This is a genomic window from Pseudomonas sp. ES3-33 (genome assembly GCF_000952175.1).
Classification (GTDB): Bacteria; Pseudomonadota; Gammaproteobacteria; order Pseudomonadales; family Pseudomonadaceae; genus Aquipseudomonas; species Aquipseudomonas gregormendelii.
This window is the reverse complement of record NZ_JZRI01000086.1, coordinates 39,293-63,806: the sequence shown is the minus strand read 5'-3', so window position 1 is coordinate 63,806 and position 24,514 is coordinate 39,293. Positions and strand designations below refer to the sequence as shown.

Sequence of the window (24,514 nt, the reverse complement as noted above, 5' to 3'; positions counted from 1 at the left end):
GGGGCGTTACTCCTTGCTGGCGATCGGCGGTTGCGCGCCAGGATTGAGCGTCAGTTGCATGAAGGTCAGGTCCAGCCAGCGGCCGAACTTGGTGCCGACCTGGGGCATCTGGCCGGTGGTGATAAAACCGGCGCGCTCATGCAGACGAATGGAAGCGGCGTTACCGCTTTCGATGGCGGCCACCATGATGTGCTTGTCACAGCCTTTGGCGCGCTCGATCAGCACGGCCATCAGTTGCGGGCCTAGGCCGTTGCCACGCTGGTCGCTGCGCACATACACCGAGTGTTCCACCGTGTGGCGGAAACCGTCGAACGGCCGCCAGTCACCGAATGAAGCGTAGCCCAGTACAGTGTTGTCGCCGTCGACGATGACCAGAATCGGATAACCCTGTGACTGCCGGGCGCTGAACCAGGCCTGGCGGTTTCCCAGGTCGACCGCCTGCTCGTTCCAGATGGCCGTGGTGTTCAGTACGGCATCGTTGTAGATATCGCGGATCGCGGGCAGGTCGGCGTGGACGGCATCGCGGATGTGGAAGTTCATGACGCGTCCTCAGGCGATGGGTTGGTGAACGGTCACCAGTTTGGTGCCGTCGGGAAACGTTGCCTCCACCTGGATTTCCGGGATCATTTCCGGGATGCCTTCCATCACTTGTTCGCGACTGAGCAGTGTTGTGCCGAAATGCATGAGCTGCGCCACGGTCTGACCGTCGCGCGCGCCTTCGAGCAGCGCGGCGGAGATGTAGGCCATGGCTTCCGGGTAATTGAGTTTCACGCCGCGTGCCAAACGTCGCTCGGCCACCAGGCCGGCGGTGAAGATCAGCAGCTTGTCTTTTTCGCGTGGGGTCAGGTCCATTGTTGGAATCCATCTTGGGCAGTAAAAAATTCGGATCTGTTCACACGTAATCTTGTGGGAGCTGGCTTGCCAGCGATGGCGTCGGCACATTCACCCCATCAGGCGCCTGACCGGCCGCCATCGCCGGCAAGCCGGCTCCTGCAAATGACGTGTTCAGGTGCTCCATATTCTCGGTGGCAGCGCTTCGCGGCCTAACAACGCCGGCCTGAGCAATCGCCATAAATCAATCATCCAGCTGCGGGCCAACAGGGCTTCGCTGGCCAGGCATCGGGCGACCAGAAGTCCCGGTAACTGGGTTAAATCCCCGCGGACGTCGTTGGGTAGAGAGCGGCATTTTTCCAGCAAGTCATTGTCGATCTCACCCGTTACCAGCAGCGTCGCAAACACCGGTCGCCCGTCCAGCCCGATAGGCGAGTCAAGCAAGCCGTCATCCCCGACAATGCGCTGGCGTTCGTGCCAGAGCAACTGGCCGTCGCGACGGATGTCGAGTTGCGCCTGGAAATGCCCCAGGTCAAAGCGCTCGCCACTGGCCGGCCGTCCCAATGCCACGACGTCCCAGTAGAACAGGCGCGCATCGCCTTCCAGGTCGATGGACGTGCTGAGCTCTGCCTGCGCGGCGCTGAAAATGATGGTCTCCTGGGGCAACCACTCCAGTGTCGCGCCTGCGCTGACTTTCAAGTCGAGTTGCTGATAGGCGGGCCCTGCGGCGCGATACCATTTGGCCGCGCCGGGGCTGGTGATTTGCGCCCAGGCATCGCGACCCACGCTGGCGCTGATGTCCAGTCTATCCCCGCCGGCAATACCTCCTGGCGGGTGCACGATGATGTGCTGGCACACTTCGGGGCCTTCGGCATACAGGTGTTTTTGCACCCGCAACGGGCCCATGTGGCGGCGCTGTACCGGGCGCGTGCTGTCGCCAAATCTGGCATAGCCCAGTTCCAGCTCGGCGTGCCAGCTCGGGGTAAACAGGGCAGGGGAAACAGGTAAGTTCATAAGTACCAATGATCGTCTGGACGCTGCAGATTAGATGGTTACCAGGCCGCGCACACCTTCGGCTTCCATGTTTTCGCCGCGCCCCTGCTGCACGATCTCGCCGCGGGACATCACCAGGTACTGATCGGCGAGTTCGGCAGCAAAATCGTAGAACTGCTCGACCAGCAAAATCGCCATGTCCCCGCGGGCGGCAAGCTTCTTGATGACCGCGCCGATTTCCTTGATCACCGAAGGCTGGATACCTTCGGTGGGCTCATCGAGGATCAGCAAGCGTGGGCGACTGGCCAATGCGCGACCGATGGCCAGCTGTTGCTGCTGGCCGCCGGACAAATCGCCACCGCGTCGCTGCTTCATTTGCAGCAACACCGGGAACAGTTCGTAAATGAACGCCGGGACTTCCTTCGCTTCGCTGCCGGGAAAGCGTGACAGACCCATCAGCAGATTTTCTTCGACGGTCAGTCGGCCGAAAATTTCCCGACCCTGGGGAACGTACGCAATTCCGGCGTGTACCCGCTGGTGGGGTTTGAACGTGGTGATCGGTTTACCTTCCCAGTTGACCGCGCCGTCCTTGGCCGGCAGCAGGCCCATCAGGCATTTGAGCAAGGTGGTCTTGCCCACGCCGTTGCGCCCGAGCAGGCAGGTGACTTCGCCGATTTTCACGTCAAACGTCAGGCCGCGCAGGATGTGGCTACCACCGTAGTATTGGTGCAGCTTGTCGACTTGCAGCATTCCAAATTCTCCTCAAAACCCTTGTAGGAGCGAGCTTGCTCGCGATGATCCCGAGATCGAAGCGTTCATTCAGGCAGCCCGCGTAATCGTTGATCTCCATCGCGAGCAAGCTCGCTCCTATGAAGTGCATCAGCGTCCGAGATAAACCTCGATCACCCGCTCATTTTCCTGCACCTGCGCAAGCGACCCTTCGGCCAGCACGCTACCCTGGTGCAGCACCGTTACGTGGTCGGCAATCGAGCCGACAAAACCCATGTCGTGCTCGACCACCATCAGCGAATGCTTGCCGGCCAGACGCTTGAACAGCTCAGCGGTGAATTCGGTCTCGGCATCGGTCATGCCCGCCACCGGTTCGTCGAGCAGCAGCAGCTGCGGGTCCTGCATCAGCAACATGCCGATTTCCAGGAACTGCTTCTGACCATGGGACAGCAGGCCCGCCGGACGATTGACCGAACTGGTCAGGCGAATGGTGTCCAGCACCTCGCTGATGCGATCCTTCTGTTCACCGCTCAGGCGAGCCCGCAGGCTGGCCCACACCGACTTGTCGGTTTTCTGCGCCAGTTCAAGGTTTTCAAAGACGCTCAACGCCTCGAACACTGTCGGTTTCTGAAACTTGCGACCGATGCCCGCCTGGGCGATCTGCACTTCGCTCATCTGCGTCAGGTCAAGGGTTTCACCGAACCACGCCTTGCCATGGCTGGGGCGTGTCTTGCCGGTGATCACGTCCATCAAGGTGGTCTTGCCCGCACCGTTGGGTCCGATGATGCAGCGCAACTCGCCGACGCCGATGTACAGGTTCAGGTTGTTCAGCGCCCGGAAGCCATCGAAGCTGACGCTGATGTCTTCCAGGGTCAGGATGGTGCCGTGACGGGTGTTCAGGCCGGGCGTCACGCGCTGGCCGAGGCCGATGGCGTCCCGGCTGCTGCCGGCATCCTTGTTCGGTTCCGGTGGGAAGAAGGCGGGTTCAAGCATGAATTGCGCCGTCGGTGTGATTCTCATTGTTCGCCCCTTTTCTTCAGCAAGCCGATCACACCCTTGGGCAGGTACAGCGTCACGACAATGAACAGTGCGCCGAGGAAAAACAGCCAGTACTCGGGGAAGGCCACGGTGAACCAGCTCTTCATGCCATTCACCACGCCGGCGCCCAGCAGCGGCCCGATCAGCGTGCCGCGCCCACCCAGCGCTACCCAGACAGCGGCTTCGATGGAGTTGGTCGGCGACATTTCACTCGGGTTGATGATGCCGACTTGCGGTACATACAGCGCACCGGCCAGGCCGCACAACACTGCACTCAACACCCACACAAACAGCTTGAAGCCGCGTGGGTCGTAGCCGCAGAACATCAGGCGGTTTTCTGCGTCGCGCAGCGCGGTCAGCACCCGGCCAAATTTGCTTTGCGCCAGGCGCCAGCCGATGTACAGGCTGGCCACCAGTAACAGCACCGTGGCAATAAACAGCACTGCGCGGGTACCGGGTTCGGTGATGCCAAAGCCGAGAATGGTGCGGAAGTTGGTGAAGCCGTTGTTGCCACCGAACCCGGTTTCATTGCGGAAGAACAGCAGCATCCCGGCGAACGTCAGCGCTTGGGTCATGATCGAGAAATACACGCCCTTGATGCGCGAGCGGAAGGCGAAGAAGCCGAACACCAGCGCGAGCAGTCCCGGCGCCAGCACCACCAGGCACATGGCCCAGAGAAAACTGCTGGTGCCGGCCCAGTACCATGGCAATTCGGTCCACGACAGGAACGTCATGAAGGCCGGCAAGCCATCGCCCGAGGCCTGGCGCATCAGGTACATGCCCATCGCATAACCGCCGAGGGCGAAGAACAGGCCGTGGCCCAGGGACAACAGGCCGGCGTAACCCCAGACCAGATCCAGGGCCAGGGCAACGATGGCGTAGCACAGGATCTTGCCCACCAGGGTCAGGGTGTAGGCGGAGACGTGGAACGTACTGTCCGGTGGCAACAGCGAAAGCAACGGCAGTGCCAGCAGCAGCACGAGAATCACCGCACCGACGGCGATCGTGACCTTGGGGCCGGCCTTTTGTGTAGCCGTGAGCATCAGGGGCTGGTTCATCAGTCGATCACCCGTCCTTTCAGTGCAAAGAGGCCTTGCGGACGTTTCTGGATAAACAGAATGATCAGCGCGAGGATCAGGATCTTGCCGAGTACGGCTCCGATTTGTGGTTCGAGAATCTTGTTGGCAATGCCCAGGCCGAATGCGGCAAAGACGCTCCCGGCCAGTTGACCTACGCCGCCGAGCACCACCACCAGGAACGAGTCGATGATGTAGCTCTGGCCAAGGTCAGGGCCTACGTTACCGATCTGGCTCAGGGCCACGCCGCCGAGCCCGGCGATACCGGAGCCGAGCCCGAACGCGAGCATGTCGACGCGACCGGTCGGCACTCCGCAGCAGGCGGCCATGTTGCGATTTTGCGTGACGGCGCGCACGTTCAACCCCAGGCGCGTTTTGTTCAGCAGCAGCCAGGTCAGCACGACCACGAACAGCGCAAACGCGATGATGACGATGCGGTTGTAGGGCAGCACCAGGTTTGGCAGCACCTGAATGCCGCCGGACAACCAGGCCGGGTTGGCCACCTCGACGTTCTGTGCGCCAAACACCAGCCGTACCAACTGGATCAGCATCAGGCTGATGCCCCAGGTGGCGAGCAGGGTTTCCAGTGGGCGCCCATAGAGGTGGCGGATCACTGTGCGCTCCAGTGCCATGCCGATTGCTGCGGTGACAAAAAACGCCACCGGCAGGGCAATCAGCGGGTAGAACTCGATGGCTTGCGGGGCGTAGCGCTGGAACATCAGCTGCACCACATAGGTGGAGTACGCGCCGAGCATCAGCATCTCGCCGTGGGCCATGTTGATCACCCCGAGCAAGCCGAAGGTAATCGCCAGGCCGAGGGCGGCAAGCAGCAGAATCGAGCCCAGGGACATGCCGCTGAACGCCTGGCCGAGGACCTCGCCGATCAGCAGTTTGCGTTTCACTTGGGCCAGGCTGGTTTCGGCGGCGGTACGCACCCCGGCGTCGGCCTCGACGCCCGGTTCCAGCAGGCTTTCAAGGCGGGTGCGGGCCAGCGGGTCGCCGGTTTCCCCAAGCAGGCGCACGGCCGCCAGGCGCACGGCTGGGTCGGTGTCGACCAGCTGCAGGTTGGCCAGGGCCAGGCTCAGGGCCGCGTGGACGTTTTCGTCCGATTCTGCGGCCAGTTGCTGGTCGAGGAATTTCAGTTGCGCCGGTTTGGCGCTTTTCTGCAATTGTTGTGCGGCGGCCAGACGCAGTTTGGCATCGGCGGCGAGCAGTTGGTGGCTGGCCAGTGCGGTGTCGATCAGACCTCGCAGGCGGTTGTTCAGGCGCAGGGTTTTCGGCTGGCCGTCGACGGTCAACTGCCCTTGTTGCAAGGCGTTGATCAGCTCGACACGCGCCGGGTCGGGCTGCGCGGCCCAGGCTTCCAGAAGCTTGGCTTGTTGAACCGGATTGGCGGCGACGAAGTCTTCGACGTCGCCGGCAAAAGTAGCCATCGGCAGCAACAGGAAAGTGATGGCAAGAAGCAAACGATATAGGGACATAGCTACGTCCTGAGAGGCGACGATGGGCCCTGTGGGCGCAAAGCTTGCTCGCGATAGCGCTGTACCAGATGTACCGCCATCGCGAGCAAGCTTTGCTCCCACAGGGTTAGGGGCTTGTTCCTGCTATCTAGTTGCTCTTCACCGCATAATCCGGCTTCTTGTCGTTACCCGAAATGAACGGGCTCCAAGGCTGGGCACGGATCGGGCCTTCGGTCTGCCAGACCACGTTGAACTGACCGTCCGCCTGAATCTCGCCGATCATCACCGGCTTGTGCAGGTGGTGGTTGGTCTTGTCCATGGTCAGCGTGTAGCCGGACGGCGCGGCAAAGGTCTGGCCGGCCAGGGCTTCGCGGACTTTGTCGACGTCGGTGGACTTGGCTTTTTCAGCTGCCTGGGCCCACATGTGAATGCCCACGTAGGTGGCTTCCATTGGGTCGTTGGTGACCGCTTTGTCGGCGCCCGGCAGGTTGTGTTTCTTCGCATAGGCTTTCCAGTCGGCAACGAATTTCTTGTTCGCCGGGTTTTCCACCGACTCGAAGTAGTTCCAGGCCGCGAGGTTACCCACCAGCGGTTTGGTGTCGATGCCGCGCAGTTCCTCTTCACCGACCGAGAACGCTACGACCGGAACGTCGGTAGCCTTCAGGCCCTGGTTGGCGAGCTCTTTGTAGAACGGCACGTTGGAGTCGCCGTTGACGGTAGAGATCACCGCCGTCTTGCCGCCTGCCGAGAATTTCTTGATGTTGGCAACGATGGTTTGGTAGTCGCTGTGGCCGAACGGGGTGTAGACCTCTTCGATGTCCTTGTCCGCCACGCCTTTGGAGTGCAGGAAAGAACGCAGGATCTTGTTGGTGGTGCGCGGGTAGACGTAGTCGGTGCCCAGCAGGAAGTAGCGCTTGGCACTGCCGCCTTCCTCGCTCATCAGGTATTCCACCGCAGGGATCGCCTGCTGGTTCGGCGCTGCGCCGGTGTAGAACACGTTTGGCGACATTTCTTCGCCTTCGTATTGCACCGGGTAGAACAGCAGGCCATTGAGCTCCTCGAATACCGGCAACACTGATTTGCGCGACACCGAAGTCCAGCAACCGAAGACCACGGCGACCTTGTCCTGTGTCAGCAACTGGCGGCCCTTCTCGGCGAACAGCGGCCAGTTCGACGCAGGGTCGACCACTACCGGTTCGAGCATCTTGCCGTTCACGCCGCCCTTGGCGTTGATCTCGTCGATGGTCATCAACGCCATGTCTTTGAGCGAAGTTTCGGAGATTGCCATGGTGCCGGACAATGAGTGCAGAATCCCGACCTTGATGGTCTCGGCGGCCTGGATAGTCCAGGTCATGCCCATTGCGGCGATGCTTGCCGTGAGTGTGAAAGCCTTGATCAAGCTACGACGCTTCATTGTGCAATCTCCATGAACATTAGATATTTTTCTTGGTTGGCAGATGCGGGCTACTGAAGAGTCTTTAGCAAGGGCTGTGCCTGGTCGGCATAAGGCAGGAAAGTGTCGGTTTAGACAGGGTGCGCGGCTGGGCGGCGCACCAGGAAGGGTCGAGGTCGGGGCGTTGGTGCGCCGGGGTGCGCCACAACAGGGCAGGAGCGCCGCCCCTACCTGTCGGAGCAAGCTCGCTCGCGATAGACGTCAACGATAACGCTGGTTTCTGTCTGACCGCAGCGTCACGACGTTGATCGCAAGCGAGCCCGCTCCTGCAGAGGAAGCCGGATTCAGGAAGTAGAAGCCGATTCAGGCTGCCGGTTGAATCGCGAAAACAGCACACGGTCCAAAACCCAGACAACGACCAACGAGGCCCCTACGAACGGAAATGCCACCGCCAGTGCGAACATGATGACCATGGCGGTTTTCCATTTCGGCAGGTCGTGGCGCAGCGGTGGCACGCCGAGCTTGCCTTGCGGGCGACGTTTCCACCAAATCACCACGCCACTGACCGCGCTCAGCAGAATCATCAGGCAGATCAGCAGCACGATAATCTGATTGATGACCCCGAACATCTTGCCTTCATGCAACATCACGCCGACTTCCGTGGCGCGGGCGACATTGCCGTAGTCTTCCCAGCGCACATCGGCGAGCACCTTGCCGGTGTATTGATCGACATGCAGGGTGGCATCGTTGCGCGGGTCGTCGGCGAACACGGCGATCGTGAACACGCCGGTGTCGGTGGTGGGCAGGGTGATGCTGTAGCCGGGCTCGACCTTGCGTTGTTCGGCGACGTTTTGCACGTCTTGCAGGCTGATGATCGGTGCCGCCGGGCCGGCAGATTTATCGCCGTGGTTCATGTGTTCGGCATGATCGCCGGACATCGGCATCGGCGTGTTTTCCATGGCCCATGGGACAGTCTGGCGAGTGGCGGTATTGAGACTGCGCGCTTCGACATCGGACTTGGGCATGGCATTCCACATCGCGTCCGGAAAGACGTTCCAGACCCCCGCGTATTGCTTGCCCCAGAACCCGGTCCAGGTCATGCCGCTGAGCAACATCACCAGCAGAAAGGTCGCGCCCCAGAAACCGGTGACCGCGTGCAGGTCGCGCCACAGCACTCGGCCGCGGCTGCTCAGGCGCGGCCAGAGGATGCCGGCTGCCTGGCCCCGTGGCCACCAGAGGAAGACGCCGGACACCACCAGCACAATGCCCCAACCGGCGGCCAGTTCGACCAGGCGATCACCCACCGTGCCGATCATCAGCTCGCCGTGAATCGCCCGGGCCACGGCTTGCAGGTTCATCTTGGCGTCTTGCTCGCCGAGGATGTCGCCGTGATAAGGATCGATAAAGACGTTCAGTTCCTGGTCGGCCTGGGTCACCACAAACTGGGCACTGCGTTCGGCATTGACCGGTGGCAGGTACTGCGTGACCTGACCTTGTGGATAGGCAATTTTCACCCGTTTGAGCAGCTCGTCGGCCGGCAGGCTGTGATGGCCGGCCGGGACATTCAGCAGGCTGCCGTACATCAACGGATCAAGCTGTGGCTTGAACAGGTAGATGACCCCGGTCAGGGCCAGCATGACCATGAATGGCGCGACGAACAGACCGGCGTAGAAATGCCAGCGCCAGGCCAGGTTGTAGAAATTCACTTTGGGCTGTTGCATGGTGGGTGCTCCGCTTGGCGAATCGATTGTCCCGTAAAAAGATCGCAGCCTCGTTTCACTCGACAGCTCCTACAGCGCTCCTACAGGGTGCATGCGATGTAGGCGCTGGCGTAGCCTGCGATCTTTTGACTTTTCTTGTTAGAAACTCATATCAATCTTGGTCCAGAGCGTTCGCCCCGGTTCCTTGATGGCTTGCGGGTCGTTGGCCGGGTAGCCAAAGCCTGCGTTGCCGGCCAGGTTCAGGTGCTCGGCGTAAGCCTTGCCGAACAGGTTGTCCACGCCGGTGCTGACCTTCCAGTGCTGATTGATCCGGTAGGCGCCATTGAGCGAGAACACCCCGAAACCTGCGGTCTTGTCGAAGTCCTTGCCGACCACGTTGCCCTTGTTGCGGTCGATCCGGTCTTGCGCGGCGACCAGCCTCCACAGCGCCCCGGCGCTCCAGTTGTCTTCGCTATAAGTCAGGCCGAAACGGGCATCGAGCGGCGGCATTTGCGGCAGTGCGTTGCCGTCGCTGCTGTTCTTGCCCCAGGCATAAGCCAGGGTCGCGTCAGCCTTCCAGTTGTCGGTCAGCTTGTAGGCGGCACCGAGTTCGCCGCCCATGATTCGCGCGTCGATGTTCTGCGCCTGCGAGGTCATTCCCATCATCCCCGGGGTGTAATCGAACAGGATGTAGTCGCGCACCTGGCCGACGTAACCCGAGGCCCAGGCTTCGAGTTCAGCGCTCTTGTACTGCAGGCCGAAATCGAGCTGGGTGGTTTTTTCCGGCTTGATCGAATCAAAGGCGTTGAGCGACCCGCTCGGGCCTGAGTTGGGCGAAAACAGCTCCCAGTAATCCGGGAAGCGCTGGGTGTGACCCAGGCCTGCATAGAGAGTGGTCGGGCTGTCGGCCAAGTCATGCTCGTAGCGGATGAAGCCGCTGGGCAGGGTGTCGGCGCGGGTGTCGTTGGCGGTCGGGTTGGGCCGGATCATCATCCCCGAGCCGGTGGTCTGGCGAAAATCCCTGGCCGAGGCGCGATCCAGGCGGGCGCCGCTGATGAGCCGGTCACTGTCCGTGGCGAACCAGGTCAGCTCGCTGAAGACGCCATAGTTATGGAAGTCGGCGTCCTTGGTGAACGGCACGTCCTTGTAGGTATCGATGCCCATGCCGCTGCGCTGGCGGTGTTCATTGGTCTGCGCATCGAGGCCGCTGATCAATTGCACGTCGGCCCAGCGCCAGGTGCCTTTGATGCGCGCACCGAGGGTGCGGCGGTCGACGTTCGAGGCCATGGGACCGGCCATCATCCCGGTGCCGGAAGGCGTGCGCAGCGTGTAGTTGTCCATCACATGGTCGGCGTAGTTGTAGTAGATCTGTGCCTCGACCTTGTCCAGCACCTCGCCGATGTTCGATTTTTCGAAGCGCAGGCCCAGGCTCTCGCGCTTGAACTGGGAACCGTCCATGCCGCGTCCGGCGTACCGCGCTTCACCGTCACCCTTGCCAGCGGTCAGCTCCAGCAAGGTGTCGGCATCCGGCGTCCAGCCCACGGCGACGTCGCCGTTCCACTTGTCGTAGCGCGAGGGCACGGTGTCATTGTTGCCGTCACGGTAGTCGTCGGAGTGGGCCGTGTTGCCGATCACTCGCACATAGCCCAACGGTCCTCCGGCAGCAGCGTCCACCACTTTGTCGAAACGACCGTTGGAACCGGCCAGCAGGCTGGCATTTACCCGCGAACCAAGCTCGCCGAAGTTTTCCGGTTCTCGGTCAAAGAGGACGGTCCCGGCTGATGCGCCGGGGCCCCAGAGCACGGTTTGCGGGCCCTTGATGACTGTGAGCTTGTCGTAGGTTTCCGGCGAAATGTAGGAGGTGGGTGCGTCCATTCGGCCGGGGCAGGCGCCGAGCATCATGCCGCCATTGGTGAGGATATTCAGGCGTGAACCGAACATGCCGCGCAGCACAGGGTCGCCGTTGGTGCCACCATTGCGCACCAGGGCGAAGCCGGGGATGGTCTTGAGGTAGTCACCGCCATCACTGGCCGGCACCGGTTGGCGCGGGTCCTTGGGGTTGGTGACGATGGTCAGCGGTGAACTCTGGGCAATGGCGGTGATGACCGTGGGGCTCAATTCTTCATTGTGCCCGGCGTGTTCATCGGCTTGCGCCAGGGGCATGAGCAAAGCGCCGCAAAGGATCGCGGTGGCGTGACTGACCCGGACGCTGGTCGGGTTCAGGGCGAAAGAAACCTGGGCGGCGCCCAGGCGTGTGTCTGCAGAAAACATGGACATGAAAATTTCCGTCGAACAGTCGTAAACGTCACGGCTGGCAGCCAAAGCATCGAATCAACTGTGGAAGCAGGCGTGCTCGCGAAGAGGAATGTCAGCCACATGGATGTCATCTGGCACAACGCTTTCGCGAGCAGGCCCGCTCCCACAGGAAGCTTTGCTGTCCTATAGCCGTGTGGGTTTGGGCAGGTGTTTACGCGGCGGAAGGGGGCGCGCGGGTGCGGGCGCCGGGGAAGAAGGTTGGCCGGGCATGGCCCAGGCGTGTGGCGGGGGTGGTGAAAGTGCTGGTCTTGGGGGTGTCAAAGGCCGCGAAAGAGTGGCCGCCCGTCAGTGCCGGGCAATTGAACAACAGGCTGCAGTAGCCGCATCGTTCCCACAGCGCGTGATGATCGGTTTTCGGCGGGCAATGCTCATCGTCGACCTGCGCGCCATGTTCGGCGTGCACCATCGTCGACATGTCCATGCTCATGCTCGTGGACATGTCCATGGGCATCGGCGCGCGCTGATCCATCGGCATCGACTGGGAAATCAGCGGGCCGATAAAGATCATCAACATGGCGAACAGGCTGACCCAGCTGCCGCGAGTCAGGCGCAATGGCTGACGGCGGGTAGCTGGGAACCTGGCGCTAAGCGGGCGCATGGGCGTGCGGGCTCGGTCGGTTATTGGGCGTGGGCGTGCATTGGCGCGCCATCCGGCGCCTGCTTCTGCACCGTGACGTCGACCGTCACTTCACCGGACTTTTCAAAGTGCATCGTCAGCGGGAACTTCTGGCCGTCTCTCAACAGATCGCGGTCTTTGAGGTCCAGCAGCATGACGTGATAGGCCATGGGGGCGAAGGTGACGACTCCACCGGCCGGGATTGCCACGCTGGGTACCTGCTGCATCTTCATCAGGTCGCCTTGCTGTACGTGTTCATGCAATTGGGCGCTGCCGGCGATCGTCGAGTCGACGCTGACCAACCTGTCTGCGGTGTCGCCTTTGTTGGTGATCACGAAATACGCGGCCACGGTCGGTGCATTGGGTGGCAGCTCCATGGACCAGGGGTGGGCAACTTCAAGTTGCCCGGCCTTGTAATCGTGGGCATTGGCAAAGCAGGCAGGCAACACCAAGGCGGCCAGGACGATGAGTTTGTTCAACATGGCGGTTCTCCAGAACGATTCAAAACGCAGGTCAATTGCGAGAAGGAATCACACCAGAGGGGACGCGCGGGGGTTCAAGGCAGGCCATTGCTGGCGAGGTGTGGGTGTATCCAGGATGCCGACTGCCAGGCTGCGATTGGCCTGGTACTGTGCGAAATACAGCTGCGGCTCATGCCCGGGCAATGCCACCAATGGCGCAGACCCGGAGCAGCACCAGCAATGCTGCATGTTGGAATGATCGTCCCCTGAGGGGGCTTTCTGGTCGACGTCACCCAGTGAAATCGCCACCATCTTCGTGCCGCTGGAAGAGCAGAAACTGCCCCACAACAACTGATCGGCCGGCGATTTAGCCGACTGCGCCAGCGCCCCGCTCATCGGCATGGCGAGCATGTTGAACAGCACTGCAAAGCAGGCGATCCAGGCAATTGCGAGCCGTTGTCGGGACATGGGGAAATCCGGTGGATGGGCGATCAGGCGCGGCTATTTAGCCTGATCAGTGCCGATAAGTAAAAAGTCCGCCTGCGGTGTGGTGTCGCAGCAGTCAGGGCGCATTGGCATGCAAGCGCAGGCCCAAGGCTTTCATAACCTTCATGATAGTCGCGAATTCCAGATTGCCAGCGCTGCTCAATGCCGAACTATAAGATTGACGCGATAGGCTGGATATACGGCTTATTCCGAAAAACCCGGTCGACAAAGCCTCGAGTTTCGAAAGAATGTCGGGGACATCTACGACGACAGGGCCCCCAACACCTGCATCACCGACTCAAATTCCCTGTCCACCACCGGCAACACCGGTCTTTTCAACACCAGCACCGGCACCCCACGCTCCCGCGCCACTTCCAGCTTCGGCTCGGTGGCGGTGCTGCCGCTGTTCTTGCTGATCAGCACGTCGATCTGCCGGCGCTCGAACAGGTGGCGTTCGTCGTCGATCAGGAAGGGCCCGCGGGCGCCGATCACTTCGCAGCGTTCGTTGCCGGGGTAGACGTCCAGTGCACGCAGCGTCCAGAACTGTTCGGGCGGGATTTCGTGCAGGTGTTGCAAAGGCTCGCGGCCGAGGGTGAACAGTGGGCGTCTGAAGGGTTGCAGGGCGCTGATCAGATCTGCCCAGTCCTTCACTTCTCGCCAGTCATCACCGGCCTGGGCCTGCCATGCCGGGCGCCTGAGGGCCCAGCAGGGTATGCCGCTGATGCGCGCAGCAGTGGCGGCGTTCTGGCTGATTTGGGCTGCGTAGGGATGGGTGGCGTCCAGCAGCAGGTCGATGCCTTGATCGCCGATGAACTGCGCCAGGCCATCCGCACCGCCATAGCCACCGACGCGCACCTGGCATGACAGATCCGTGGGCACGCGGCCTACGCCGGCCAGGCTGTAAATGTGTGGCGGTGCCAGGGTTCGAGCAATGGCCAATGCTTCAGTGACGCCGCCCAGCAACAGGATGCGTTTCATTGGAAGGCTCCCGCGTGGCCGACCACGCCGCCCTGGCGGTCGATGGCGAACACTTCGACCTGCACCTGGGCCGGCACCACGCTGCGGGCAAAATCCAGTGCGTGCTGGCACACAAGATCACCGAGGGCGATCCCGGCTGCGCTGGCCATGGCCAGGGCTTGCTGGCTGGTATTGGCCTCGCGGATCGCCTGTTGCAACGCCTCGTCGGCGCCGATGGCGGCGGCCCAGTCAGCCAATTGCGCCAGGTCGATGCTTGAGTGCCGGCTGTGCAGGTCCATGTGCCCGGCGGCCAGCTTGCTGATTTTGCCAAACCCACCGCACAGGCTCAGTTTATCCACAGGCACCCGGCGCAGGTGCTTGAGCACAGCACCGACGAAGTCGCCCATTTCGATCAGGGCGATTTCCGGCAAGTCGTAGACCCGGCGCATGGTGTCTTCGCTGGCGTTGCCGGTGCACGCGGCAATGTGCAGGTAGCCGTTGGTCTTGGCGACGTCGATGCCCTGATGAATAGAGGCAATGTACGCGGCGCAGGAGAACGGCCGGACGATACCGCTGGTGCCGAGAATCGACAGCCCGCCGAGAATCCCCAGCCGCGGGTTCATGGTCTTTAATGCCAGCGCCTCGCCGCCTTCGACATTGACCGTGACCTCGAACCCACCGCCGTAACCCAATTCGGCGGCCAGTTGGGTCAGGTGATCGCTGATCATCTTGCGCGGCACCGGATTGATTGCCGGCTCGCCCACACCCAGGACCAGCCCCGGGCGTGTGACGGTGCCAACGCCACGGCCAGCCCTGAAACGTACGCCTGGGTCGGCGTCCAGGCGCACCCTTGAATAGAGCAGGGCGCCGTGGGTGACGTCCGGATCGTCACCGGCATCCTTGATAGTGCCGGCCTCCGCGCCGTCTTCGGTCAAACGGCAGAACTCCAGGCGCATCTGCACCTGCTTGCCCTTGGGCAACACAATATCCACAGCGTCCGCACCCAGGCCGCCGAGTAGCAACCGGGCGGCCGCGAGGCTGGTAGCGGTGGCGCAGCTGCCGGTGGTCAGGCCGCTGCGCAGGGGGGCGGGTTGTTCTGCGGTTTCATCACGCATCGAAGGGCTTGACCACGTCCAGCAGGGTAATCGGCAGCGCCTGGCGCCAGGTGTCGAAGTCACCCAGGGGTTGCGCCTGGGCGATGTGAATTCGCGTGAGCTCGCCGCCGTGCTGCTCGCGCCACGCCATCAGGGTCGTTTCGCTCTGCAGCGTAACTGCGTTGGCCACCAGGCGGCCGCCGGGCTTGAGCGCTGCCCAGCAGGTGTCCAGCACGCCTTCGCGGGTGACGCCGCCGCCGATGAAAATGGCGTCGGGGCGCTCAAGCCCATCCAGCGCCTGCGGCGCGCTGCCGCGAATCAGCTGCAAGCCGGGCACGCCGAGGGCATCGCGATTATGTTCAATCAACAGTTGGCGCCCTGCGTCAGCCTCGACCGCCAGTGCGCGGCAACTCGGGTGCGCACGCATCCACTCGATCCCGATCGAACCACTGCCAGCGCCGACGTCCCACAGCAGTTCGCCCGGCACCGGCGCCAGGCGAGCGAGGGTGATCGCCCGCACGTCACGCTTGGTCAGCTGACCATCATGCTTGAAGGCGCTGTCCGGCAAACCGGCCAACCGCGACAGGCGCGGTGCGTCGGCTTCTGCGAAGCATTCAATGGCAACCAGGTTGAGATCGGCGATGACCGGATTGCTCCAGTCATTGGCCACTGCGTTGATGCGGCGTTCGGCGTCACCGCCCAGGTGCTCAAGCACGCTCAGGCGACTCGGGCCGAACCCGCGCTCGCGCAACAACGCGGCAATGGCACCAGGGCTCTGGCCGTCATTGCTGAGTACCAGCAGGCGCGTGCCGTTGAACAGATGTGCGTTGAGCGCAGCGACCGGCCGGGCGACGACGGACAGGGTGACGACGTCCTGCAGCGCCCAGCCCATTCGCGCAGCGGCCAGGGAGCAAGAGGACGGCGCCGGCAGGATCAGCATTTCGTCAGTGGACAGTTGCCGGGTGAGGCTGGCCCCGACGCCGAAGAACATCGGGTCGCCGCTGGCCAGTACGCAAACCGGTTCGCCGCGCAGGGCCAGCAGTGAATCCAGCGAGAACGGGCTCGGCCATTGACGACGTTCGCCGACGATACACAGGGGCAACAGTTCGAGCTGGCGCGGGCTGCCGAAGATCCGCGATGCAGACAGCAGGGCGCGTCGGGCATTCTTGCCAAGGCCCTTGAAGCCGTCTTCACCGATACCTACCACCGTCAGCCAAGGGGTCATGCCGTTCCTCTTTTATCAAGCCAAGCACATCATCACCGCAACCCGGGCCTGAGTTGCCCGTGCGGCCGTCCATTATAGCCCGGCGTAGCCTGTGACCGGTTGTCCTTATCAGTCGCCGGGATGAGGGCCTGGCGCTTCACTGTCGGTGTTTTTGCAACTCGAAAGCTCCTCGCGTTTCGTCGTCAAAACGTACGGGCTTTTCATCCTGCGGGGCAAAGCAGGCATAATGCCGAGCTTAATTCCCTTGCCGGCTAACCCGTGAAATCACGACCGACCTCCAGTCCCTTGCGTCCTTCGGCTTGCCCGGGATTGCTGCGTGTCGTTCAGGCGCTGGACGGGGGGATTTGCCGGATCAAACTCGATGGCGGTTCCATCCGCAGCGCTCAGGCCAAGGCTGTTGCCCAGGCCGCGCAGCGGTATGCCGATGGGGTCATGGAAGCGACCAACAGGGCCAATCTGCAGATTCGCGGCATTGGCGGGCAGGAAACCGCACTGATTGACAGCTTGCTGGCTGCCGGGTTGGGGCCTGCCACCGCCGCTGGCGACGACGTGCGCAATGTGATGCTTAGCCCTGGCGCCGGTATCGATCGAAAAATGCTGCTCGACACCCGTCCACTGGCCCGGCAAATACTCGACAGCCTGCAAACCCATGAACGCTTCCATGCCCTGTCGGCCAAGTTCGCCCTGCAACTGGACGGCGGTGAGGCGCTGGCCATGCTCGAGCATCCTCACGACCTGTGGCTGAGCGCGGCTGACCGGGCGGGAGAAGTGGTGCTGGCGTTCGGTTTTGCCGGCTGCCCCACAGACTTGCCGGCGGCCGCGGTACAGCTGCAGAACGCCCATGCGCTGGTGATCGCCGTCCTGGATCTGTTCCTTGAGCTTGCTCGGCCGGACCAGACCCGTATGCGCCATGTGCTGGCCGAACGGTCACCAGAGCTGTTGCTGCAGATGCTGGCCACTCGGGTGCCGCTACTGGGCGTGACTGAGTGGCAGCGCCCGGCGGCGGGAGCGAAATTGCACCTGGGCACTGTTGCCCAGCGCCATGAAGGCCTTGTGTATGTTGGCGTCGCACCGCCGCTCGGGCGGCTGGATCCGTCGATGCTCAAGGGCGCCGCGGACCTGGCTGAGCAGTTCGGCGACGCCAGCCTGCGCCTGACGCCCTGGCAAAGCCTGCTGCTGCCCAACATCCGCCAGGAGGATGCGCCCTGGGTCACCCGGCAATTGCAGGCCCTGGGTTTCCTGGTCGACGCCAATGAGCCGTTGACCGATCTGGTGGCCTGCACCGGTTCTTGCGGCTGCGCCAAAGGGTTGTCGGATACCAAGGGCGATGCCCGGCTGTTGGGGGCGCTGCAGCCAGGCCCGCGCGGGCAACAGGTTCACCTGACAGGTTGCCCACGCTCCTGCGCCTGCGCGCACCCTGCCCCCGTGACGCTGCTGGCGACCAGCGCGGGTCACTACGATGTTTATTTTCGCGATGCAGCACTGCCGGGTTTCGGCGCGCTGCAAGCACGCAATCTCACTATTGAAGCGGCGGGTGCATTGCTTGATGCCCGCCCACGGAGCCCCCTTGATGCTTGATTACATCCGCGACGGTCAGGAGATCTATCGCAACTCCTTCGCGATCATTCGCGCCGAGGCCAACCTCGACCGGATCCCGGCTGACCTGGAAAAACTCGCGGTTCGGGTAATCCACGCCTGCGGCATGGTCGAGTCCATTGACGGCTTGCAGTATTCCGAAGGGGCGGGCAAGGCGGGGCGTGAGGCTCTGATGGCCGGGGCGCCGATTCTCTGTGATGCGCGGATGGTGTCCGAAGGCGTGACCCGCGCGCGCTTGCCGGCCAACAATCAGGTGATCTGTACGTTGCGCGACGACAGCGTGCCAGAGCTGGCGCGTGAGTTGGGCAACACCCGTTCCGCTGCTGCGCTCGAGTTGTGGCGCCCGCATCTGGAAGGCAGCGTGGTCGTCATCGGTAACGCGCCGACGGCCTTGTTCTACTTGCTGGAAATGCTCGATGCCGGCGCGCCGAAACCGGCGCTGATTCTGGGCTTTCCGGTAGGTTTCGTGGGCGCAGCCGAATCCAAGGCAGCGCTTGCCGCCGACAGCCGAGGCGTACCGTTCGTGATCATGCAAGGGCGGCTGGGAGGCAGCGCCATGGCTGCCGCCGCCGTCAATGCCCTGGCTACGGAGATCGAATGATGCAGCCATCTGGACGTTTGATTGGCCTGGGCGTCGGCCCGGGTGATCCGGAACTGATCACGGTCAAAGCCCTGCGCCTGTTACGCGAATCGCCTGTGGTCGCGTACTTCGTCGCCAAGGGCAAGAAGGGCAATGCGTTCGGTATCATTGAGGCGCACCTGCAGGATGCACAAACACTGCTGCCGCTGGTGTACCCGGTGACCACCGAAGCATTGCCGGCACCGTTGTCCTATGAGCAAGTGATCAGCGACTTCTACGACACCGCTGCGCAAGAGTTGGCCGAGCACCTGGATGCCGGGCGAGATGTGGCGGTGATCTGTGAAGGCGACCCGTTCTTCTACGGTTCGTACATGTACCTGCACGACCGCCTGGCCGAGCGCTACGAAGCCGAAGTGGTGCCGGGTGTCTGCTCGATGCTGGGAGGCGCGTCGGTACTCGGTGCCCCTCTGGTCTATCGAAATCAGAGCCTGTCGGTGTTGTCCGGCGTGTTGCCCCGTGAAGATCTCAAGCGCCGCCTGGCCGACGCTGACGCGGCAGTGATCATGAAACTGGGGCGCAACTTTCCCAAGGTTCGAGAAGTACTGGGCGAGCTGGGCCTCGCAGAGCGGGCGCTGTACGTTGAGCGCGCCACCATGGCTAACCAGAAGATAGTACCGCTGGATCAGGTCGAGCCGATGTCTTCGCCGTACTTCTCATTGATCATCGTTCCGGGTGAAAGGTGGCAGGGCTGATGAGTCGATCCGTTCCTGCAATCGTCATTCTAGGTAATGGCAGCCTCGCGACTGCACGCCTGATTCAGCGATCCCTGCCCGGCGCCCTGATCTACGGACTGTCCACAAGGGTCGAGGGCGCAGACGTCGTGTATCAGGAGTTCGGCGCTACCCTGCGCGAACTCTACACGACGAACACACCGATCATTGCGCTGTGCGCCGCCGGTATCGTGATCCGTACGCTGGCGCCGCTGCTCCTGGAAAAAGGCGTGGAACCGCCGGTACTGGTCGTGGCTGAAGACGCCAGCGCCGTGGTGCCGCTGTTGGGTGGCCTGGGCGGTGTCAACGTATTGGCCCGCGAAATTGCTGAAAGCCTGGGGATCGCGCCGGCCATCACTACCAGCGGCGAACTGCGCTTTGGCACCTGTTTGCTGAACCCGCCCAGCGGCTACGCCTTGGGCGATCTGGAGCTCGGTAAACGCTTTGTTTCCGATTTGCTCGGCGGTGAGCCGGTTCGAATTGAAGGCGATGCGCCGTGGCTGGCGCAAGCGCAGTTGGCCCAGGATCAGCAGGCGCGTCTGGCCATTCATGTCGGGAGTACCGAGCGCGAGCCATCCGCCAATGAGCTGCTGATTTATCCCAAGAGCGTGCTGGTGCTGGTGAACGAAGAGGTCGCAGACCTGGCCGATGCCATTCGCAAGCGCCTGCACAACGCGAACATTGCCGTGCACTCGCTGGCCTGTTTGTTGGCCAGTGAACAGCAGATGGCCAGCCAGGCGCTTCGTGACGCCGCCGTCGAACTCAATGTGCCACTGCGGTTTTCCAGGGCGGACACTGTTTGCGAGCAGTTGGCCGAGCTAACGTCGCCACCGCTGACCGTCCATGGCGATAACGGGATCACGGTTGCCGTCGCCGAACACCCGTTGGACCCCTCGCGCATTGGTCGTGCACGGGGGCGCCTGGCCGTCATCGGGCTTGGCCCGGGCGCTGCGGATTTGATGGTGCCTGCAGTGAAGCTGGAATTGACCCGCGCCAATGATGTTCTAGGTTATGAAACCTATGTGCGCATGGCGGGGCCGTTCCGCGCCGATCAAGTGCTGCACTGCACCGACAACCGTGAGGAAATGCAGCGAGCGCGACATGCCTTTGAGTTGGCGGCGCAAGGTCGCAGCGTGGTCGTGGTGTCTTCTGGTGACCCAGGGGTATTTGCGATGGCCGCGGCGGTGCTTGAAGCGCTGCATGAATCCCGTGACCCCGCATGGCACAGCGTTGACCTGGAAATTCTTCCCGGCGTTTCAGCGTCACTGGCTACCGCTGCCCAGGCAGGTGCTCCGCTGGGGCATGACTTCTGTGTACTGTCGCTGTCGGACAATCTCAAACCATGGGAAATCATCGAGAAGCGCCTGGCGCTGACCGCTCAAGCCGACCTGGCCATGGCATTTTACAACCCGATTTCACGATCACGCCCCTGGCAGCTGGGGCGCGCCCTTGAGATCGTGGCGCAGTACCGCATTGCCGAGACGCCGGTCGTGCTGGGGCGAGATATCGGGCGGCCCGGTCAAACGTTACGGGTGACTACCCTGGGGCAGTTGACTGCGGATCAGGTTGATATGCGAACAATGGTATTGATTGGTTCTTCGACGACTCGCGTGTTCCCTCGAGCCCAGGGTTTGTCATGGGTGTATACGCCGCGCAGTTACGGAGACAAGCTGGTCGAAATCAAGTAATCGCCAGGTTTTGAGGGGGCCTGTGTTCAGGGCACCAGGTACCCTCGGATCCCGGTAAAGATGATTTGCGCCGCCAGCGCACACACGAACAACCCCATCAAGCGGCTGACAATCTGCAGCCCCTGGTCGCCCAGGATTCTCTCGATGCGGTTCGACAGGAAAAGCACCACGCCCACAGTGAAACTGGCCAGGGCGATACTGACGATTGCCGTCAGCTTGTCGTCCCAATGCGGCTGGCTCACGCCCATGACCAACAGCGCGCCGATAGTCCCGGGGCCGACCGTCAGGGGAATGGTGAGCGGGACGATGGTCACGTCCTGTTGCACGTTGTCAGTCTGCACCACCGATTTGCCCTGCGCCATGCCCAATGCCGAGATGAACAGCACGCTGCCGGCGCCGATGCGAAAGGCATCCACCGTGATGCCGAACACATCGAAAATCACCCGGCCGAACAAGTACAGCAGCACACTCGAAACCAGCGTGGCGGTCGCCACTTTCCAGGCCAGGCGGCGTTGTTCTTTTCGCGAGTAGCCGCGCGTCAGGCTGATGAAGCAGGACAGTACGAAGAACGGGCTGTAGAGCACCAGCATCTTCAGGTACACACTGAACAACACATGGAGCATGGTGCGAGCTCACTGCAGGGAAAAGTCGAAGGGAAGTCTAACAGGCGTTGCAGTGTCTGTCGGCTCAGCTGGATTGCGTCGCCGCGCGGTTCTGTTCATCTCGCTGGGCGACCCAGTGCTCGATCAGTTCGCGCAATTGGGAGAGCTCCACCGGCTTGGCCATGTGTCCATCCATGCCGGCCTGGCGCGCCCGCTCCTTGTGTTCGGCCAGTATGTGCGCCGTCAGGGCGACCACAGGGGTGCGCACGCGCTGGTTGCCGACTTCCCAGGCGCGTAGTTGCTGGGTGGCGGAGAAACCGTCGAGAATCGGCATTTCGCAGTCCATCAGCACCAGGTCATACCGCTGGGCCTTCATGGCCTGAAGCGCTTCTTCGCCATTGCTGGCGGTGTCGGGCTGCAGATTGAGTTTGCCCAGCATTCCGCGAATCACCTTGGTGGAAATGCTGTTGTCCTCGGCCACCAGGATACGGAAATCCCCCGGCACCTTGACCGGCAGGGTCGGCCCCGTTGGTAACGGGTAGGGGGTCGCCAGGCCTTTGTTACGCTGGTTAAGTTCGTCGGCCAGGGTGGTCTTGAGCGTATAGCCGGCTACCGGCTTGGCGAGGATGCGCTTGATCCCGGAATTGCGCGCGATAATCTTGCTGGGCGCGTTGCTGATGCCGGTCAGCATGATCAGCAGGATGTCGTGGTTGAGGCTCGGGTCTTCCTTGATCTTTGCCGCCAGTTGCATGCCGGTCATGCCAGGCATGTTCTGGTCCAGCAGCACTACATCGAAATAATCCCGCAGGTGCGCCTTGGTGCGCAACAGTGCCAGCGCTTCCTTGCCGGACGGCACCGCACTGACGTTCAGGCCCCAGGCGGTGCATTGTTGCACCAGTACCTTGCGGCACGTGTCGTTGTCGTCGACGACCAGCACCCGCGCACCCTGAAGAGGGCCATCGAGATCGGAGGTGGGGTGTTCCAGGCGATCTGGATCCAGCGGCAAGGTCAGCCACAAGGTGCTGCCCTGGCTGTTGCCGCTCTTGATGCCGAACTCGCCATGCATCAGCCGGATCAGTTGACGGGCGATCACCAGACCCAGGTTGCCCCCCACACGGTTGGCCGACAGGAAATGCTTGCTGTGGAGTTCGGCGTGCATCAGCGCGTCGCGCTCCTCGGCGTCCATCGGCTCGCCACTGTCCTGCACGGCAATGCGCAACCGCGGTTTGGCGCTGCGTTCATCCAATGCCACAACGATCAGGATTTCGCCTTCGTCGGTTTTTTTCAGGGCGTTTTCCAGCAAGCTCAGCAGGGTCTGGCGCAGGCGCGTCGGGTCACCGCTGATGACCCGCGGGACTTGCGGCTGGATAAAGCTGATCAGCTCGACGTTCTGTTGCTCGGCCTTGGCGCGGAAGATGCTCAGGCAGTCCTCGATCAGCGCGTTGAGGTCGAACTGCACATCGTCCAGTTCAATCTGCCCGGATTCGAGTTTGGAGATGTCGAGAATCTCGTTGATCAGTGTGAGCAGTTCGTTGCCGGCGCTGTGGATTGTCTGGACGTAGTCGCGTTGTTTGACTGAAAGCGGGGTGCCCAGCAGCAGTTCGGTCATGCCCAGTACACCATTCATGGGCGTACGGATTTCGTGACTGATCTTGGCGAGGAACTCGGCCTTGGCATTGATCTCGGCATTGCTGGCAGCCAGGTCGCGGCTGATGCTGAAACGGCTTTCGGTGATGCTGCGCTGGCGCTCGCTCAGGGCGATGCTCATCAACAGGCCACTGAGGCAGATGAACGCCAGCAGCGTGGTGATAAGGCCCTGGGGTTCCACCAGTGTCAGCCCCAGCAGTGCCGGGAGGATGATCAAGGTGCCGAGGTTGAACGCCACCATGGCCACCACGAAAAAGCGCGCCGGGCGATAGCCTTTTTGCAGGTGCCAGGCCCCGGCGAACAACATGCTCAGGCCGGCGAGGGCGACCAGCCCATAGGTAATGATGTTCAGCGGCAGCGTGTTGACGAACAACAGCAACAGGCCGCAGGCGATGATGAACAGCATTTCCCCCTGTAGCAGTTTATTGAGCGGGTGCGAGCCCAGGGGGGCAAAAAAGCGATAGGCAAACATCAGTCCGCAGGGCGCGGTCAGCAGCAGGGCCAGATACGCTCCGGGCGTCTGGATGGCGTGCCAGGCTGGCAACCAGGGGCCGGCAAGATTCAGCAACAGGGCCAGGCTGAGCATCAACAAGGCCTCGCACCCGGCCAGCCAAAGACTGCTGCGTGATCGCGTGTAGGCGTAACGGATGAGGTTGTGCAGGATCAGCATGGCGATGCAACCGAACAGCAGGCCGTAGATCAGTGTCTGGGTCTGGTTGGCGGCGGTGCTGATAGCCGATTGCAGGGTGATGTAGGGGCGCATCTGGTGATCGGAAACCAGGCGCAGGTAGACATCCAGGGTGTTATTGCTTTGTGGCAGCGGCAACAGGACATCACTGCCAGCCATTCGCCTCTCAGCTTGCGGCTGATCGGCGCCGGCCTGGGTCTGGTCGATGAGCTTGTCGCCGTCCAGCACGTAGAGTTTGAGGTTTTCGAGGTCCGGAGCGAATATCTTCAGCACCTGCTCGTGTTTGCCGGGGGCCAGCCTGAAGCGTAGCCAGAGCGCGCCACCGGGCTCGGCCGCCGTCAGGCGTTCAAGTTCGATAGGGCTGAATTGATTGGTATAACGGGCGGAACGGATGTCGCTCAACTGCAGGTTGCCCTGCTCGTCGAGCAATACGGCCCAGCCACTGCCTTGCGCGGCCTGGGCCGGGAGCATGCAGAGCAAGGTCAGCAGAGTGACGGTGAGACTTACGGCAATCCTGAGCCAGCGCACGGCGAAATCCCTTCGTAGGTTGATGCCAGAATATAACTAT

At 62.1% G+C, this 24,514-nt stretch carries 23 protein-coding genes; 4 read left to right on the top strand and 19 right to left on the bottom strand.

Features of this window, described 5'->3' with window-relative positions:
- Positions 1 to 6 precede the first annotated feature (6 nt).
- From UB23_RS16440 to UB23_RS16365, 17 genes are all read right to left on the bottom strand, one after another.
- Positions 7 to 540, bottom strand: a complete 534-nt coding sequence (locus UB23_RS16440) for a GNAT family N-acetyltransferase (protein ID WP_045060359.1) — start codon at positions 538 to 540, stop codon at positions 7 to 9.
- 9 nt (positions 541 to 549) lie between these two features.
- Positions 550 to 852 (bottom strand): urease subunit gamma, encoded by a 303-nt coding sequence (locus tag UB23_RS16435; protein WP_045060358.1) that lies wholly within the window; start codon positions 850 to 852, stop codon positions 550 to 552.
- A gap of 153 nt (positions 853 to 1,005) precedes the next feature.
- A complete protein-coding gene (locus UB23_RS16430; protein WP_045060357.1) occupies positions 1,006 to 1,845 on the bottom strand; it encodes an urease accessory protein UreD in 840 nt (279 codons plus the stop codon).
- A gap of 30 nt (positions 1,846 to 1,875) precedes the next feature.
- The gene (urtE, locus tag UB23_RS16425) at positions 1,876 to 2,574 is read right to left on the bottom strand and encodes an urea ABC transporter ATP-binding subunit UrtE (RefSeq protein ID WP_045060356.1); all 699 of its coding nucleotides are present in this window, start codon (positions 2,572 to 2,574) and stop codon (positions 1,876 to 1,878) included.
- 129 nt (positions 2,575 to 2,703) lie between these two features.
- Positions 2,704 to 3,573 (bottom strand): urea ABC transporter ATP-binding protein UrtD, encoded by an 870-nt coding sequence (urtD, locus tag UB23_RS16420; protein ID WP_045060355.1) that lies wholly within the window; start codon positions 3,571 to 3,573, stop codon positions 2,704 to 2,706.
- Complete coding sequence (gene urtC, locus UB23_RS16415) at positions 3,570 to 4,649, bottom strand: urea ABC transporter permease subunit UrtC (protein ID WP_045060354.1); 1,080 nt, start codon at positions 4,647 to 4,649, stop codon at positions 3,570 to 3,572. Before urtC ends, urtD begins: the two co-directional genes overlap by 4 nt.
- Positions 4,649 to 6,148, bottom strand: coding sequence for an urea ABC transporter permease subunit UrtB (gene urtB, locus UB23_RS16410; protein ID WP_045060353.1), 1,500 nt, complete (start codon positions 6,146 to 6,148; stop codon positions 4,649 to 4,651). Before urtB ends, urtC begins: the two co-directional genes overlap by 1 nt.
- Before the next feature lie 127 nt (positions 6,149 to 6,275).
- Positions 6,276 to 7,541, bottom strand: a complete 1,266-nt coding sequence (gene urtA / locus UB23_RS16405) for an urea ABC transporter substrate-binding protein (RefSeq protein WP_045060352.1) — start codon at positions 7,539 to 7,541, stop codon at positions 6,276 to 6,278.
- A 323-nt stretch (positions 7,542 to 7,864) separates the two neighbouring features.
- Positions 7,865 to 9,241 (bottom strand): PepSY-associated TM helix domain-containing protein, encoded by a 1,377-nt coding sequence (locus UB23_RS16400; RefSeq protein WP_045060351.1) that lies wholly within the window; start codon positions 9,239 to 9,241, stop codon positions 7,865 to 7,867.
- 138 nt (positions 9,242 to 9,379) lie between these two features.
- On the bottom strand, positions 9,380 to 11,497 hold the full coding sequence (locus tag UB23_RS16395) for a TonB-dependent copper receptor (protein WP_045060350.1): 2,118 nt from the start codon (positions 11,495 to 11,497) through the stop codon (positions 9,380 to 9,382).
- Positions 11,498 to 11,687: 190 nt separating this feature from the next.
- Positions 11,688 to 12,134, bottom strand: coding sequence for a DUF2946 domain-containing protein (locus UB23_RS16390; protein WP_045060349.1), 447 nt, complete (start codon positions 12,132 to 12,134; stop codon positions 11,688 to 11,690).
- A 20-nt stretch (positions 12,135 to 12,154) separates the two neighbouring features.
- Complete coding sequence (locus UB23_RS16385) at positions 12,155 to 12,634, bottom strand: copper chaperone PCu(A)C (RefSeq protein ID WP_045060348.1); 480 nt, start codon at positions 12,632 to 12,634, stop codon at positions 12,155 to 12,157.
- A 48-nt stretch (positions 12,635 to 12,682) separates the two neighbouring features.
- Positions 12,683 to 13,081, bottom strand: coding sequence for a DUF2946 domain-containing protein (locus tag UB23_RS16380; RefSeq protein WP_045060347.1), 399 nt, complete (start codon positions 13,079 to 13,081; stop codon positions 12,683 to 12,685).
- Positions 13,082 to 13,175: 94 nt separating this feature from the next.
- A complete protein-coding gene (locus UB23_RS30295; protein WP_414704638.1) occupies positions 13,176 to 13,328 on the bottom strand; it encodes a hypothetical protein in 153 nt (50 codons plus the stop codon).
- A gap of 32 nt (positions 13,329 to 13,360) precedes the next feature.
- Positions 13,361 to 14,077: a cobalt-precorrin-6A reductase gene (locus UB23_RS16375; RefSeq protein WP_045060346.1), complete on the bottom strand. Its 717-nt coding sequence runs from the start codon at positions 14,075 to 14,077 to the stop codon at positions 13,361 to 13,363.
- On the bottom strand, positions 14,074 to 15,171 hold the full coding sequence (locus UB23_RS16370; protein WP_045060345.1) for a cobalt-precorrin-5B (C(1))-methyltransferase: 1,098 nt from the start codon (positions 15,169 to 15,171) through the stop codon (positions 14,074 to 14,076). The genes UB23_RS16375 and UB23_RS16370 overlap by 4 nt, the downstream gene beginning before the upstream one ends.
- Positions 15,164 to 16,375: a bifunctional cobalt-precorrin-7 (C(5))-methyltransferase/cobalt-precorrin-6B (C(15))-methyltransferase gene (locus UB23_RS16365; protein WP_045060344.1), complete on the bottom strand. Its 1,212-nt coding sequence runs from the start codon at positions 16,373 to 16,375 to the stop codon at positions 15,164 to 15,166. The genes UB23_RS16370 and UB23_RS16365 overlap by 8 nt, the downstream gene beginning before the upstream one ends.
- A gap of 258 nt (positions 16,376 to 16,633) precedes the next feature.
- Here UB23_RS16365 and cobG point away from each other — a divergent pair, with 258 nt between their 5' ends.
- The 4 genes from cobG to cobJ are packed head-to-tail and all read left to right on the top strand — an operon-like array spanning position 16,634 to position 21,009.
- Positions 16,634 to 17,953 carry a precorrin-3B synthase gene (gene cobG / locus UB23_RS16360; protein ID WP_045060343.1) on the top strand — a complete coding sequence of 440 codons (1,320 nt, stop codon included), beginning with the start codon at positions 16,634 to 16,636 and terminating at the stop codon, positions 17,951 to 17,953.
- Positions 17,946 to 18,572 (top strand): precorrin-8X methylmutase, encoded by a 627-nt coding sequence (locus tag UB23_RS16355; RefSeq protein ID WP_045060342.1) that lies wholly within the window; start codon positions 17,946 to 17,948, stop codon positions 18,570 to 18,572. Before cobG ends, UB23_RS16355 begins: the two co-directional genes overlap by 8 nt.
- Positions 18,569 to 19,303: a precorrin-2 C(20)-methyltransferase gene (locus UB23_RS16350; protein ID WP_045060341.1), complete on the top strand. Its 735-nt coding sequence runs from the start codon at positions 18,569 to 18,571 to the stop codon at positions 19,301 to 19,303. The genes UB23_RS16355 and UB23_RS16350 overlap by 4 nt, the downstream gene beginning before the upstream one ends.
- Positions 19,303 to 21,009, top strand: a complete 1,707-nt coding sequence (cobJ, locus tag UB23_RS16345) for a precorrin-3B C(17)-methyltransferase (RefSeq protein WP_045060340.1) — start codon at positions 19,303 to 19,305, stop codon at positions 21,007 to 21,009. Before UB23_RS16350 ends, cobJ begins: the two co-directional genes overlap by 1 nt.
- A 26-nt stretch (positions 21,010 to 21,035) precedes the next feature.
- Here cobJ and UB23_RS16340 read toward each other — a convergent pair whose 3' ends face one another.
- Together UB23_RS16340 and UB23_RS16335 are read right to left on the bottom strand one after the other, a co-directional pair.
- Positions 21,036 to 21,632 carry a MarC family protein gene (locus UB23_RS16340; protein ID WP_045060339.1) on the bottom strand — a complete coding sequence of 199 codons (597 nt, stop codon included), beginning with the start codon at positions 21,630 to 21,632 and terminating at the stop codon, positions 21,036 to 21,038.
- 64 nt (positions 21,633 to 21,696) lie between these two features.
- Positions 21,697 to 24,474, bottom strand: a complete 2,778-nt coding sequence (locus tag UB23_RS16335) for a hybrid sensor histidine kinase/response regulator (protein WP_045060338.1) — start codon at positions 24,472 to 24,474, stop codon at positions 21,697 to 21,699.
- Positions 24,475 to 24,514: the final 40 nt, after the last annotated feature.